Annotated in this window: 12 protein-coding genes; 3 read left to right on the plus strand and 9 right to left on the minus strand. The window is 68.5% G+C overall.

All coding sequences use genetic code 11. The features are described from left to right. Position 1 precedes the first annotated feature (1 nt). The 5 genes from BLTE_RS07095 to BLTE_RS07115 all read right to left on the minus strand — a co-directional run bounded on the left by BLTE_RS07095 (position 2) and on the right by BLTE_RS07115 (position 6,301). Complete coding sequence (locus tag BLTE_RS07095; protein ID WP_126398850.1) at positions 2-1,366, minus strand: MFS transporter; 1,365 nt, start codon at positions 1,364-1,366, stop codon at positions 2-4. Next, positions 1,363-2,595, minus strand: coding sequence for an SAM-dependent methyltransferase (locus BLTE_RS07100; protein WP_126398852.1), 1,233 nt, complete (start codon positions 2,593-2,595; stop codon positions 1,363-1,365). Before BLTE_RS07100 ends, BLTE_RS07095 begins: the two co-directional genes overlap by 4 nt. Before the next feature lie 24 nt (positions 2,596-2,619). Next, positions 2,620-3,477, minus strand: a complete 858-nt coding sequence (locus tag BLTE_RS07105) for a DUF1365 domain-containing protein (RefSeq protein WP_126398854.1) — start codon at positions 3,475-3,477, stop codon at positions 2,620-2,622. Beyond that, positions 3,474-4,772, minus strand: a complete 1,299-nt coding sequence (locus BLTE_RS07110) for an NAD(P)/FAD-dependent oxidoreductase (protein WP_126398856.1) — start codon at positions 4,770-4,772, stop codon at positions 3,474-3,476. The genes BLTE_RS07105 and BLTE_RS07110 overlap by 4 nt, the downstream gene beginning before the upstream one ends. A gap of 65 nt (positions 4,773-4,837) precedes the next feature. Next, entirely contained in the window at positions 4,838-6,301 is a 1,464-nt protein-coding gene (locus BLTE_RS07115; protein WP_126398858.1) for a cryptochrome/photolyase family protein, read from the minus strand. Positions 6,302-6,615: 314 nt separating this feature from the next. Here BLTE_RS07115 and BLTE_RS07120 point away from each other — a divergent pair, with 314 nt between their 5' ends. Further along, positions 6,616-7,983, plus strand: a complete 1,368-nt coding sequence (locus BLTE_RS07120) for a TrpB-like pyridoxal phosphate-dependent enzyme (RefSeq protein ID WP_126398860.1) — start codon at positions 6,616-6,618, stop codon at positions 7,981-7,983. 142 nt (positions 7,984-8,125) lie between these two features. Here the strand turns inward: BLTE_RS07120 and BLTE_RS07125 are convergent, their stop codons facing one another. Together BLTE_RS07125 and BLTE_RS07130 are read right to left on the minus strand one after the other, a co-directional pair. Then, a complete protein-coding gene (locus BLTE_RS07125) occupies positions 8,126-9,502 on the minus strand; it encodes a methyl-accepting chemotaxis protein (protein WP_126398861.1) in 1,377 nt (458 codons plus the stop codon). Further along, complete coding sequence (locus BLTE_RS07130; RefSeq protein WP_126398863.1) at positions 9,480-10,001, minus strand: PAS domain-containing protein; 522 nt, start codon at positions 9,999-10,001, stop codon at positions 9,480-9,482. Before BLTE_RS07130 ends, BLTE_RS07125 begins: the two co-directional genes overlap by 23 nt. Positions 10,002-10,243: 242 nt before the next feature. On the opposite strand from BLTE_RS07130, the gene prfB reads away from it, so the two are divergent. Then, a protein-coding gene (gene prfB, locus BLTE_RS07135; RefSeq protein WP_126398865.1) for a peptide chain release factor 2 occupies positions 10,244-11,375 on the plus strand; the annotation gives its coding sequence in 2 pieces (ribosomal slippage) (positions 10,244-10,312 and positions 10,314-11,375; 1,131 coding nt in all). 240 nt (positions 11,376-11,615) lie between these two features. On the opposite strand, the gene BLTE_RS07140 is transcribed toward prfB, so the two are convergent. Next, the gene (locus BLTE_RS07140) at positions 11,616-11,936 is read right to left on the minus strand and encodes a hypothetical protein (protein ID WP_126398867.1); all 321 of its coding nucleotides are present in this window, start codon (positions 11,934-11,936) and stop codon (positions 11,616-11,618) included. A 295-nt stretch (positions 11,937-12,231) separates the two neighbouring features. Between BLTE_RS07140 and BLTE_RS07145 the strand changes: the two genes are divergently transcribed. Further along, a complete protein-coding gene (locus BLTE_RS07145) occupies positions 12,232-13,119 on the plus strand; it encodes a polyphosphate kinase 2 family protein (protein WP_126398869.1) in 888 nt (295 codons plus the stop codon). 44 nt (positions 13,120-13,163) lie between these two features. Here the strand turns inward: BLTE_RS07145 and BLTE_RS18775 are convergent, their stop codons facing one another. Next, a complete protein-coding gene (locus BLTE_RS18775; protein WP_425290295.1) occupies positions 13,164-13,697 on the minus strand; it encodes a M23 family metallopeptidase in 534 nt (177 codons plus the stop codon). Between the last annotated feature and the right edge of the window lie 415 nt (positions 13,698-14,112).

Below are 14,112 nucleotides of genomic sequence, written 5' to 3' on the forward strand. Positions count from 1 at the left end.
GTCAGCCTGCCTGCCGCCGCTCGATCGCGGCGCGCAGCCGGGCCTGTTCGGCGGCGTCGAGCGGAAAGCGCCACATCAGCGCGATAGCGGCAAGCTTGAGCGCCACCGGCACCGCCGCATAGAGCATCGCCAGGGCGATCAGGCCCCGCTCGCTTGCAGCACCTTGCGCCGGATCGAAGCCTGCCCACGACAGGACCGGAAAGGCGATGCCGACGGCGGCAGCCAGCGCCGCCTTGGTGGCGAGGCTCCAGACCGCGAGATAGAGGCCCGAGCGCTGCTCGCCGGTCGCTGCGGTGTCGACATCGATCACGTCGGCCTGGATGGCGCCCGGCAGTATCAGGTCGGCCCCGAGCGTCAGGCCGGTGATCACGCACACTACGAGAAAGAGTCCGGCGTCGCCGGGGCCGAGGAACGCCGCCGTCACGAACGCCGCGCAGGCGATCAGCATGGCCAGCGACCACGCGCGGTGCTTCGACGTGCGCTGCGCCAGAGCGAGCCACGCCGGCACCCCGGCCACCCCGCACAGGAAATAGACCAGCAGCAGCGGGCCGGCATAGGCGGAGGCGCCGAGCCGGTCGCCGACATAGAACAGGAACAGCGTCGCCGGAAAACCATTGGCGAGGCCGTTGAGGAAGAACGCCGCCAGGAGCCGCCGGAACGGCCGGTTGGCGAGCATCTGCGCTGAGCCCTCGCGCAAATCGAGCCGGCTCACCGAGCGGTCGGCGGGCTCAGGTGCGGCACCCACCGCCAATGCCGCCGCGGCCGGAAGCATCAGCCCGACCAGCAGCGCGAGCCCCGCCAACGCGCTCGCCTGTCCGCCGCCCCACAGAGCGGGGATTGCCGCCTGGGCAAGCAGCGCCACGACGGTGCCGAGGACGGTCAGCGTCTCGCGAGCGGCGACCACCCGGCTGCGACCGGCATAGGAGGTGGAGAGTTCGGCGCCCCAGGCGAAATAGGGCACGGCCAGCGCCGTCCAGGCCACCGACATCAGCCCAGCCCACAGGAGAAGATGGAGAGCGCCGGCACCGTCCGGCGGCAGGAACACCATGGCGGCCGCGCCGGCGGTGACCGGTGCCGCGACCGCCACCCAGATGCGCCGCCGGCCGAAACGTACGCGGGTACGGTCGGCAAGGAGCCCGATCAGCGGGTCGGTGACGGCATCGAAGACGCGCACCGCCAGCAGCACCGCGCCGACGGTGGCGATCGGCAGGCCGACGCTGCGGGCATAGAATTCCGGCACCAACACGTAGAAGGGCAGCGCCAGCGCCGCCAGCGGCAGGGCCGGCGCGGCGTAGGCGAGGATCTGGCCAAAGGTCGGCTCGATCGTTTGTTTGATTTTGGCCGCGACCGGCTCGCCACCGTTCATCCCGCCCGCGCGAAGATCATCTGGCGCACATCGATGTTGCGCGAGCGGAAGCCGGCCTCGCAATAAGCGAGGTAGTACTCCCACAGGCGGCGGAAGCGTTCGTCGAAGCCCATCGGCGCCAGATGCGGCCAAGCGGCGCGGAAGCGGTCGCGCCAGTGGACGAGGGTGGTGGCGTAGTCGAGGCCGAACTCGCGCTCCTTCACCAAAGGCAGGCCCATGCCGGCACCGAGCTCCCGCAGGATCGAGGGCGGCGGCAGCATGCCGCCGGGGAAGATATAGCGGCGGATGAAATCGAGCTCGCGGCGGTAGGCGTCGAACACCCGGTCCTGGATGGTGATGCTCTGGATGCCGGCAAGCCCGCCGGGCAGCAGGCGCTCGCGCAGCTTGCGGAAATAGGTCGGCCAGAAGCTCTCGCCCACCGCCTCGATCATCTCAATGGAGACGACACGGTCGTAAAGGCCGTGCTCGTCGCGATAGTCGCGGTAGCGGATCTCGACACGGTCGGACAGGCCAGCTTTGGCGATGCGGGCGGTGGCATAGTCGAACTGCTCGCGCGAGATGGTGAGGCCCACCACCTTGCAGCCGCGCTCGGCCGCGGCGTATTCGGCGAAACCGCCCCAGCCGCAGCCGATCTCCAGCACGGTGTGGCCGGGGGCCAGCGCCAGCTCGTCGGCGAGCTGGCGGTACTTGGCGCGCTGGGCGCTCTCTAGGTCGTTGATGCCACCCTCGAACAGCGCCGCCGAATAGGTCATCGAGGGGTCGAGCCACGCCGCATAGAAGGCGTTGCCGAGGTCGTAATGGGCCTCGATGTTCCTCCTGGCCTGCCGGCGGGTGTTTCGGTTCAGCCAGTGGCGGAAATTCTGCCACAGCCGCACCAGCGGCTGGGTAGCGAGCATGGCCTGGGTCAGATCCTGGTTGCTGCAGAACAGGTGCAGGAACTGCGTCAGGTCCGGGCTCTCCCACTCGCCGCGCAGATAGGCCTCGGCGATGCCGAGATCGCCGGAGACGATCAGCCGCCGGGCGAAGGCGAAATCCTTGACGATCATCACCGCATTCGGCCCGGGTTCGGCGCCGCCGAGCATCAGGCTGCGGCCATCCGGAAGCTGGACGGTGAGCGTGCCGTGCCGGAGCCGGGCGGCGAGCGACAGCGCCAAGCGCGCCGCGCGTGGCAGGCCGGGCGCTGCCAGATGAAGCGTTTCGGGCGAAACCGGGATCGGCTGCTGTGTCATCCTCGTCCTCGGGTCTCCGTATCGTCAGCCGGATTTCGCATCACGGGTGGTGGGCAGGAACTCTCCGTCCCGGCTGGCCGGCGGGGGTGCTGTTGCCGGCCGGGCCGACAGTCGGACGGGAACGCCCTTCAGCCACAGCCGCAGGGCTTCCCAGTGGATGGCGCCGAGCACTTTGGCGGTCATCATCGGATGTACGAAAAACGCGCGCAACAGATTGGCGGTATTCAGCGCACGACGGTGGCCGGAGAAGGTCGCGGCGAGCAGCGGCCCCTCGGCGTCGGTCTGCAGGATGCGCACCGCGACATCCTCGCCGGGCGGGCGCATGCGGAAAAGATAGCGCTGATCGAGCGCGTTGAACGGCGACACGAAGAACCGCTTCTCCGCCTGCTGGCGGATCTCGGCCACCGACGCCTCGCCGGGCATGAGCGGGCAGACATAGGCGTGGCGCTCGCCGAAGGTGTTGCGCACCGAATAGATGATGGCGGCAAGCTCGCCGGAGGCCGCGTAGCACCAATAGACCGACAGCGGATCGAAGGCGGCGCCGAACACGCGCGGATAGCACAGCAGCAGCACCCGCGTCGGATGCGGCGCGCCGGCCGCAGCCAGCAGGTCATCGACCCAGGGCCGCAGTGGCGAACCGTCGCCCGCGCCGTGGTCCGCTTCCGAAAAGCCCCACAGATTGAACCGCCCGACCGAGAACAGCGGCGACAGGCGATCGGCCTCGGCGAGGCGGTCGATGTCGATCAGGAGGCTCGTCACGCGGTAGCGGAAGCGGTGGCCGACCGGGCGCAGGCGCGCGTGCATCACTACGCCTTCGAACAGCGATGCGGCTGCCTCGGGCGGCGGGCGCTGGCTGGCGAGCGGGCGGCTTTCTGCGCTCATGCCGCTGCCGGGAAGACGTTGCGTGGCACGGTGCGCCACGGGATGACGCCGCCCAGCGCCTCGGCGACAGTGAGGCCGGACACCAGCCCATCCTCGTGGAAGCCGTAGCCAGTCCAGGCGCCGGCAAACCATGCGCGGTTCTTCCCCTGAATGGTGGAAAGCCGGGCCTGGGCATCGATCGCCCGCGCGTCATATTGCGGGTGGTCGTATTCGAAGGTGCGGAACACGAGGTTGGGGTCCGGGTCGCGCACCGGATTGAGGCTGACGAACAGCGGCCGGTTCGGATCGATGCCCTGGAGCCGGTTCATCCAGTAGGTGACGGCGACCTCGCGGGCGCCGTCGTCCGGGGAGGGGATGGCGCCGGTGACGTTCCAGGCCGACCATACCTTGCGGCGCCTGGGCATCAGGTTGGCATCGCGATGCAGGAACACGCGGTTCGGCCGGTAGGGTAGCGCCGACAGGATGGCACGCTCGGCCTCGGAGGCATCCGCCAACAGCGCCAGCGTGTCGGGCGCGTGGGTGGCGAAAACCACCTGATCGAAGGCTTCGGCCGCGCCCCCGCGATCGATCACCTCGACGCCGTCGCTGGTGCGGCGCACGGCGGCGACCGGCGCGGCGAGACGCAGCGTGCCGCGGAAGGCGGCGAGCAGCGCATCGACATAGGACCTGCTGCCGCCGGTGACCGTGCGCCAGACGATCTGGCGCAGGTTCACCAGCCGGTGGTTCTCGAAGAACGATACGAAGCTCGCCGCCGGGAAATCCAGCAGGCGGTCGAACGGCGTCGACCAGATCGCCGCGCCCATCGGTACGATGTAGTGGTCGACGAAGCGGCGCGAGAAGCGCCGCCGGTCGAGCCACGCGCCGAGCGTCAGCCCGTCGAGATCGCCGGACTGGCGCGCCGCCGGGGCCTCGGTGTTGAAGCGCCAGACCTCCTTCAGCATCCACAAGAAGCCGGGCGAGACAAGATTGCTGCGCTGCGCGAATACGGTGTCGAGCGACTGGCCGGACCACTCGAATGCGCCGTCGCCCAGCGACAGCGCGAAGCTCATGTCGCTGACATGGCTCGCCACCCCGAGATGGGCGAGCAGCGCGGTGAAGTTCGGGTAGTTCCGCTCGTTGTAGACGATGAAGCCGGTATCGACCGAAACCGGCGTGCCGTCATAATCGACATCGACGGTGTGGCTGTGGCCGCCGGGGCGCGGCTCGCGCTCAAACAGCACCACGTCATGGTTCGCGCCCAGCGCCCAGGCGGCGGCGTTGCCGGCGATGCCGGAACCGATCACGGCGATGCGCATCAATGTCTCCCGAAGCGGCAGAAGGAGGGCAGGCGGCTTGGTGCAGATCCGGTCAGCATGTGCTGTCAGGCCGCATTTGACTTGATTTCGGCGAACGCGGCCAGAGCGCGGTTGCGTGCCCACGCATGGTCGACGATGGGGGCGGGGTAGGTGTCGCCGAGCCGGACGCCGGCCGCGGCACGTTCAAGCGGCGAAGCCCTCCAGGGCTGGTGGATGATGGCGGACGGAAGCCCGGCAAGCTCGGGGATGAAGCGGCGGACATAGGCGCCATCGGGATCGAATTTCTCGCCCTGAAGGATGGGGTTGAAGATACGGAAATAGGGCGCGGCATCGGCGCCGCAACCGGCCACCCACTGCCAGCTTGCGGGATTCGAGGCCGGGTCGGCATCGACCAGCGTGTCCCAGAACCAGGCTTCGCCGGCCCGCCAATCCTGCAGCAGGTGCTTGACCAGGAACGAGGCGGTGATCATCCGCACGCGATTGTGCATCCAGCCGGTGCGCCAGAGCTGGCGCATGCCGGCATCGACGATCGGATAGCCGGTGGCGCCGCGCTGCCAGGCACGCAGCAGCCTGTCGTCCGGCCGCCACGGAAAGGCGTCGAAGCGCGGCTGGAGATTGGCCGCCGCCAGATTGGGGTGGTGGTGCAGGAGATTTTGGGAGAACTCGCGCCAGCCGAGCTCGGACAGGAACTTGTCGGCATCGGGCGCCGCCGCCCGCCCGCTCGCCAGCGCCGTCTGCACTGTGTGCCAGACCTGCCCGGGCGTGATCTCGCCGAAGCGCAGATGCGGCGACAGCATCGAGACGTGGGCGAGGTCCGGCCGGTCGCGCAGCGTCGCATAGCCGGCGATGCCTTGGTCGAGGAAATCGGCGAGGCGGGCGGCCGCGCCGGCCTCGCCGGGGGTCCAGGTCTCGCGCAGGCCGCCGGCCCAGTCGGGCGCGGTCGGCTCCAGCCCCCAGTCGGCGAGGCGGTCGGACGCGATGCTCAGGCCGGCGCGGAGCGGCGGCACCGGCAGCGGTGCGGGCGGCGCGAGCTTGGCCGTGACCGTCTTCCAGAACGGGGTGAACACCCGCCCGCGCAGTGCGGCCGGGTCGTGCAGCAGCGCGGTGCGGCGCAGGCCATCGGCGATGGCGACGTGCGGCAGAGTCTCCGCGACGATCCTGCGAACCGCATCGTCGGCCGCCTGTTCGGCCGACATGGGGCGGGGGTTCCAGGCGATCATGCCGGCACCGGCCTCGCGCAGCACGTCTGGGATGACAACGGCCGCCGGGCCGCGCCGCAGGATCAACGGCACGCCGACGCGTGCGAGGGCGGCTTGGAGCGCTCGCAGCGAGCCGGCGAGCCACCAGCGTGCCGCCGCCCCGAGCGGGCGCGAACCATGCCCCGCTTCGTCCTGTACAAAGAGGCCGAGGACCGGCCGGCCGGAGTCGGTAGCCGCCGTCAGGGCCGGATTGTCGGACAGGCGGAGGTCGAACCGAAACCACACGACGGCCGGCCCGTCGGGGTTGGTCGCGTGGTTGTCACGGGGCATCGCGCGCGTCATTTCCGTCGTGGCACATCATACCGTTTGCGGATGGTCCCTCGGGCTCCCCGAAACAGTCTCGCCGAAAATCCGTGGGCGAAAGGGGGGATTTTCGGAGACCGGACAATTGTGTTCCTGCCTCCGGGCCGGAAACTGCCTCCTGCATTCTACGGGTGGGCGTTGATGTTGGATCAGCCGAGCCTCAGCTCTGACCCAGACTGCGCATGGGCCAAAGGAGGTACGGGCCGGCCACTATTGGCGTCGCCGGCAAATCCCGTCTAGACCTACCGCCGCAGTTCCATCGCTCGCACGGGGGGAGTTCCATGAGCGACAGCGTCAAGTATCTGCTGCCGGAAGATCGCATTCCGCGCGCCTGGTACAATCTTGCGGCCGACCTGCCGGCGCCGCTGCCGCCGGGCCTGCATCCGGGTACCGGCAAGCCCCTCGGTCCGGACGACCTCGCCCCCATCTTTCCGATGGCGCTGATCGCCCAGGAAGTCTCCACCGAGCGCGAGATCGAGATCCCCGAGCCGGTGCGCGAGATCTACCGGCTGTGGCGCCCCTCGCCGCTGGTGCGCGCCCGCCGGCTGGAGAAGGCGCTCGACACCCCGGCGCGCATCTTCTTCAAGTATGAAGGCGTGAGCCCGGCCGGCTCGCACAAGCCCAACACCGCGGTGGCCCAGGCCTTCTACAACCGCGAGGCCGGCATCAAGAAGCTGTCGACCGAGACCGGGGCAGGGCAGTGGGGCTCCTCGCTGGCCTTCGCCGGGTCCCTGTTCGGGATCGAGGTCAAGGTCTACATGGTCAAGGTCTCCTACAATCAGAAGCCCTATCGCCGGGCGCTGATGGAGACCTACGGCGCCACCTGCATTGCCAGCCCGTCGAACGAAACCGCGTCGGGCCGCGCCATTCTGGCCGCCAATCCGGATTCGCCCGGCAGCCTCGGCATCGCGATCTCGGAAGCGGTGGAGGTCGCGGCCCAGAATCCCGACACCAACTACGCCCTGGGCAGCGTGCTCAACCATGTCGGCCTGCACCAGAGCGTGATCGGGCTTGAGGCCATCGAACAGATGGAGATGGCCGGCTTCTGGCCGGACGTGGTGATCGCCTGCGCCGGCGGCGGCTCCAATTTCGCCGGTCTGGCCTTCCCCTTCCTCGGCAAGAAGCTGCGCGAGGGCAAGGACGTGCGGGTGGTGGCGGTGGAGCCGGCGGCCTGCCCGACGCTGACCCGCGGCACCTACGCCTACGACTTCGGCGACACGGCGCACCTCACCCCGCTGATGAAGATGCACACGCTGGGCTCGTCCTTCGTGCCGCCCGGCTTCCATGCCGGCGGCCTGCGCTATCACGGCATGGCGCCGATGGTCAGCCACGCGCGCGAACTCGGCCTGATCGAGGCCCGCGCGGTGCACCAGAACCCGTGCTTCGAGGCCGGCCTGCTGTTCGCCCGCCAGGAAGGCATCGTACCGGCGCCGGAATCGACCCATGCGGTGCGCGCCGCCATCGACGAGGCGCTCGCCGCCAAGGTCGAAGGCAAGCCGCGCACCATCCTGTTCAACCTGTCCGGCCACGGCCATTTCGACATGCAGGCCTACATGGACTACCTGTCGGGCAAGCTCGAAGACCGCGACTACGACGAGACGGCGCTCAACGCCTCGCTCGATCAGCTGCCGAAGATCGCGGCGGAGTAATCCGCTCGGTACGGCTGGATGCACCGTATCCCGGGCGCGGCGAGAGCCGAGCCCGGGACCGTTGTCCGGACAGGACACCATCCTGCGAGCGATCCCGGCTCGCGCGCCCAGAAGCGCTCGGCCGGGATGATCCAACTGAAAATCAAGCTGCGGCCTTTCCGCGGTCCTGCCGCCGCTCGGGTCCGCGATAGGTCGGATCGTCGCGCTTGCGGCGGTTCAGCGGGCCGTTGTGCAGCGCGGCGAGGAAGCTGCGCACTTCCTCGGTCAATTGCTGGGCCTTGGCCGACAGCTCGCCGGAGGCGGCCTTGGTGCCGTCCGCCAGCGTCTCGGTGCGGCCGGCGATCTCGGTGGCGCCGTGGATGTTGGTGGTGATGTCGCGGATGCCGTCGAACGCCTGCTCGACGTTGCGGGCAATCTCGGCGGTTGCGGCCATCTGCGTCTCGACCGCCCTGGCGACATGGCTGGTGATCTGGTCGACCTCGCCGATGGTGCGGGCGATCTCGGCGATGGCCTCGACCGCGCTGCGGGTCGAGGCCTGGACCTCGGCGATCTGGGCTGCGATCTGGCTGGTCGCCTGCGCGGTCTGGCCGGCCAGCGACTTCACCTCCTGCGCCACCACCGCGAAGCCGCGCCCGGCCTCGCCGGCGCGGGCGGCCTCGATGGTGGCGTTGAGCGCAAGCAGGTTGGTCTGGGCGGCGATGGCGCGGATCAGCTCGGCGACCTGACCGATGCTCTCGCTGGCGGTCTCCAGCACCTGGATGGTCTGGTGCGCCTCGCGGGTGCGGCTCACCGCCTGCTGGGCGATGGTGGCCGACATCCCCACCTGCTCGCCGACCTCGCGGGCCGAGGTGGAAAGCTGGGTGGCCGCCGCCGCGACTGTCTGCATGTTCACCGTCGCCTCTTCCGAGGCTGCCGCCACCGTGGTGGCGCGGCTCAGCGTGGCGCTGGCGTTCTCGGTCATTGCATTGGCGGTATCGCCCATGCTGGCCGACGCCGATGCGACATTCTCGACGATGCCCTGGATCGACGTTTCGAACTTGGCTGTCTCGTTGGCGAAGGCGCCGAGGCGGGCCTGGATCGCCGCCATCGTGGCGTTGATGCTGTTGGCCGCAGCGAGCATGGCGCCCTTCAGCCCCTCGGGGCGGATGGTGCGATAATAAGTATTTGAGCGCACCGCCTGCATTGCCGCCGCCGACTCGCGCACATAGGCGTCGCAGCGGTCGATCATGTCGTTCAGCATCCACTGCATGGCGCCGAGATCGCCGCGCTCGGTGATGCCGGTCAGCCGCGCCTCGAAGTCGCCTTCGGCGATCGCGCGGCAGACGGTGGCGATGCGGCCGAACTCGCGCCGCACCCTGAGGGCGAAATGGAGAGCCAGCGCCATGGCGGCGAGGCCCACCGCCAGCACGACCGGCACGGCGCCGTGCCAACCGAGAAGCGTGCACGCCAAGCCCAGGGCGACAGCCGCCGCGGCCACGCCGCCGGCGGCCAGGGCCTTAGAGAGAGAGGACGAGTTCATCGTAGGGCTTCTTGGTGGATTCGACGAAGGCGGTGAGGTGGCGGTAACCGGCCTCGAGCTGCTCCTTGCCGTTCTTGTGGCGCGCCTCGACGGCGGCGACCTCGGCATAGATCGGCTCGATTGCCGCAATGGCGCCGCGGCTGGGAACCCGGCGGTTGGAGTGGAAGCCGACGAGCTGGCCCGCGGCATCGTAGGAGGGGGTGACGTGGGCGAACACCCAGTAGAAATCGCCGTTCTTCGCCATGTTCTTGACGTAGGCGAAGATCTCGTGCCCGGCGATGATGGTGTCCCAGAGCAGCTTGAACACCGCCCGCGGCATGTCCGGATGGCGAATGATGCTGTGGGGCTGGCCGAGCAGCTCAGCCTCGCTGAACCCTGCCAGGCGGCAGAAGACGCTGTTGGCGTAGGTGATCCGCCCCTTGAGATCGGTCTTCGAGACGATCAGTTCGCTCGAGTCGAAAAATCGCTCGACCTGGGTCGGCGCGACCGGTGTCCGCATGGCAGTGGCCCAAACAGGGTGACGGTGGGAGTCGTGCCACTGCAGCAGATGCCGGTTCAATAAGAGTAAATTTGACCGCATGAACCGGCGGAAATGCCGGGATTTTCGGGAGCGGCGGGATTTGGAATGGCTCGGTTGCGGCAGACGGGCAGGCCATTTGTTGCGGTATCAGGGTAGCCGCCCGGGTTGCGCTTCGGTCACGGGACCGCTACATGCGTCGTTCCCGAACCGGATACGTAACCATGCGAGCCGAACTTCAGAATCTCGTCGATGACATCAAGCAGTCCGCGGGACTGCTGAGGAGGTCTCTTTGACTGGGATAATGCCCAGCGCCGACTGGCGGAACTGAACGCCGCCTCGGAAGACCCCAATCTGTGGAACGACGCCGAAGCCGCCCAGAAGCTGATGCAGGAACGCAACGCCCTCGCCGACTCGATCGAGGGCGTGCTGAAGCTTGAGCGTGAGTTGGACGACGCCATCACCCTGGTCGAACTCGGCGAGGCCGAGGAGGACGAGGCGACCATCGCCGAGGCCAAGGGCCTGCTCGAAGCCTTGAAGGTCGAGGCGGCGCGCCGGCAGATCGAGGCGCTGCTTTCGGGCGAGGCCGACGCCAACAATGCCTTCCTCGAAGTCCATCCCGGAGCCGGCGGCACCGAGAGCCAGGACTGGGCCGAGATGCTGCTGCGCATGTATACGCGCTGGGCGGAGCGGCGGAAGTTCAAGGTCGAGTTGGCCGACTATCAGGAAGGCGAGGGTGCCGGCATCAAGTCGGCCACCATTCACGTCAAGGGCCACAATGCCTATGGCTGGCTGAAGACAGAGGCCGGGGTGCACCGGCTCGTCCGCATCTCGCCGTTCGACGCCAACGCCCGGCGCCAGACCTCGTTTGCCTCGATCGACGTCTACCCCGAGGTCGACGACCGCATCGTCATCGACATCAACGAGGCGGACGTGCGGGTCGACACCATGCGCTCGGGCGGCGCTGGCGGCCAGCACGTGAACAAGACCGAGTCGGCGGTGCGGCTGACCCACATCCCCACTGGCATCGCGGTGGTGAGCCAGGGCGACCGCTCCCAGCACAAGAACCGTGCCGAGGCGTGGCGCATGCTGCGTGCCAAGCTCTACGAGCAGGAACTGAAGCGGCGCGAGGCCGAGGCGATGGCCGAGCAGGCGGCCAAGACCGACATCGGCTGGGGCCACCAGATCCGCTCCTACGTGCTGCAGCCCTATCAGCTGGTGAAGGATCTGCGCACCGGCCACACGTCGGGTACGCCGCAGGATGTGCTCGACGGCGGGCTCGACGACTTCATGGAGGCGACGCTCGCACAGAAGGCCTATGGCGGCGGACCGGGTGCGGTCGAGGACGTCGACTAGGCGGAATTGCTAAACCGGAACATGGTGTTGCGGGCAGGACCTGAAGCGCCATGCGAGCGAGTTTTTGTGCCTGGGGGTGAGCGGTCCGGCCGGCCGCATGGTCGGCGGGGCGTCGCTACGGAAAGCCCGGATGCAGGCAAGTCCTGACGCAGGCAAGTCCCGATGCAAAACGGCCGGCTGTTCAGCCGGCCGTTTCCTTTTCGGGTGGAAGGTCTTGTGGGCGTTCCCTAGCCTGATTTCTCAGCTCTTCGGCATGTCCGAAGGCGTGATCTCCGGTTGCGCCAGCATCGACGGATCCGGCTCGACGGTCAGGCCGAACCCGGCATTGCCCGGCATCGGAAGGGTGGTGATCGGCATCCGCGAAAGATCGTCAAAGGCGGTTCGAAGCGTTTCCTGCCACTGCACGTGAGCGACGGGCCCGGTATCGATGGCCGCGACCGGCGACGGGACCCTGGGTGCGTCAAGGTGCAACATCACCAGCGTCCCCGCTGCCAGCGCCAATGAGAGGCAGGAGAGGGCGATCGCAAGATGGGCTTCGACAGGACGGGAGCCCGCGGTCATGGAGTCCTCCGGAAGTGTCCTCTGACGTGTCTTCGTGCTCGCTTTGCGCGGACGAGCCGCTACCCTTCCGCGAAGAGGCAACAGGCGGCACGTGTGTTCGGTTCCACCTCCGGCAGAGAAAATTGCTTAATTCGCCGTAAACCGAGACTGCGCAGGCGGCCGACACTCAGCGTGCGGACCGAACGTGGGCGATTGCACGGTCCCGCTCGGGCCCTATCATGCCGGCCCAAGAAGGACTTGCGTCCCCCGTGAGGCGGCCAACGCGGCAGTCACGCCGTTCGTTCCGAGAGCACCGATGAGCATCAGCGCCGACGATTTCGTGAAGCCGTACCGGATCGCGGACGGCAAGGGTTTCAGGCTGTCCGACATCGATCCCGCAGATACCGGCGGGCTGAAGCTCGACAAGGACAGTGCGCGGGAGGCGCTGCAGAGCGGCGTCGAGCGGCTGTCCGATCTCCAGGAAAAGCTTTATGCGCAGGACCGTTGGTCGGTTCTGCTGATCTTTCAGGCGATGGACGCGGCCGGCAAGGACGGCGCCATCAAACACGTGATGAGCGGCATCAATCCGCAAGGGTGCCATGTCACCCCGTTTAAGGCGCCCTCGGCGACCGAGCTCGACCACGATTTCCTCTGGCGCTGCCAACTCGCTCTGCCCGAGCGCGGACGGATCGGCATCTTCAACCGCTCCTATTACGAGGAGGTGCTGGTGGCGCGCGTCCACGAGGAGGTGCTGGCGCGCCAGAAGCTGCCGCCGGAGCTGGTCACCGACCGCATCTGGGAGCAGCGGTTCGAGGACATCCGCAATTTTGAGCGCTATCTCGCCCGCAACGGCACGGTCATCCTCAAGTTCTTCCTCCACGTCTCCAAGGCCGAGCAGAAGAAGCGCTTCCTGGAGCGCATCGACGATCCGGCCAAGAACTGGAAGTTCTCGGCCGGCGACGTCGCCGAGCGGGCGCACTGGCAGCGCTACATGACGGCCTATGAGGACATGATCCAGCACACTGCGGCCGAGGCGGCGCCGTGGTTCGTGGTGCCGGCCGACAACAAATGGTTCACCCGCCTCGTGGTGGCGTCCGCCGTCATCAAGCGCCTGGAGGGGTTGAAGTTGGCCTTCCCTAAGGTCGATGACGCCACCAAGGCGGCGCTGCGCGAGGCGCGCAAGACGCTGATGGCGGAGGATTAGAACGGGGCAGGAACGGGCACCGAAACGGCGGCCCAGTCTTTGGCTCAGTCGATCTCGCTCAGGCCTAGCCGGACGCCGGCCCTGAGGAAGCGCTGGGGGTCCACCGCCTCGCCGGCGATGCGGGTCTCATAGTGCAGATGCGGTCCGGTCGAGCGGCCGGTCGAGCCCACCCGGCCGACGATCTGTCCGCTGCGCACGGTCTGTCCCTCGACGACCTCGATCGCGGACAGGTGGCCGAACACGGTCGACAGTCCGTTGCCATGGTCGATCTCGACCATGTTGCCGTAGCCGCCCTGCCAGCCGGCCTCCTTGACCTGGCCGGCGGCGGTGGCGCGAACCGGGGTGCCGGTATCGGCCCGGAAATCGATGCCGCCGTGCTGGGCCGGCCGCCGCAGGAAGGGGTCGAGCCGGATGCCGAATCCGGAGGTCACCTCGGCCTCCGGGCCGATCGGCCGCCCGAGCGGCATGGTGGCGATGGCCTTCTCCAGCCGCCGCATGTCGTCGACCGCGGCGGCGACGCGGGCGGCTCGCGCCTCGAAATTGGTCTCGGGCGCAGCCGGAACGAACGGGCCGCCCATCGGCGCGGCCGAAGGCACGCGCGTGGTACCGAGCCCCAGATCATCCAGGGCCGCCCGCAGGCGGCGCGAGCGGGCCTCGGTCTGGGCCTCGATGCGGTCGAGTATGGCCGTCTGGGACAGTTCGGCGCGGTCGAGCAACTGGTGGAGCGCAACGAGCTCGCGGCCGGACCTGGGTGCGGCAAGCCCGGCTTCCGGCTTCGGCCGGGCGGTCTCCGCCCGGGTCTGGGCCTTTGCCGGCCGGTCGGTGAGGGTGGACAGGGTCTGCTGGCGGGTCTCGATGGCGGCCTGCCGCTTCAGCAGGCCCTCGATCTTGCGTTCGAGCTGTTCGTATTCGACCAGCCGGCGCGTGCGGGTCCTCTCGATCTCGGCCTTGAGTTCGCTGATCCGGTCCTCATAGGCCGCCGCCACGTCGCGA

It is taken from the genome of Blastochloris tepida, from assembly GCF_003966715.1.
Taxonomy (GTDB): domain Bacteria; phylum Pseudomonadota; class Alphaproteobacteria; order Rhizobiales; family Xanthobacteraceae; genus Blastochloris; species Blastochloris tepida.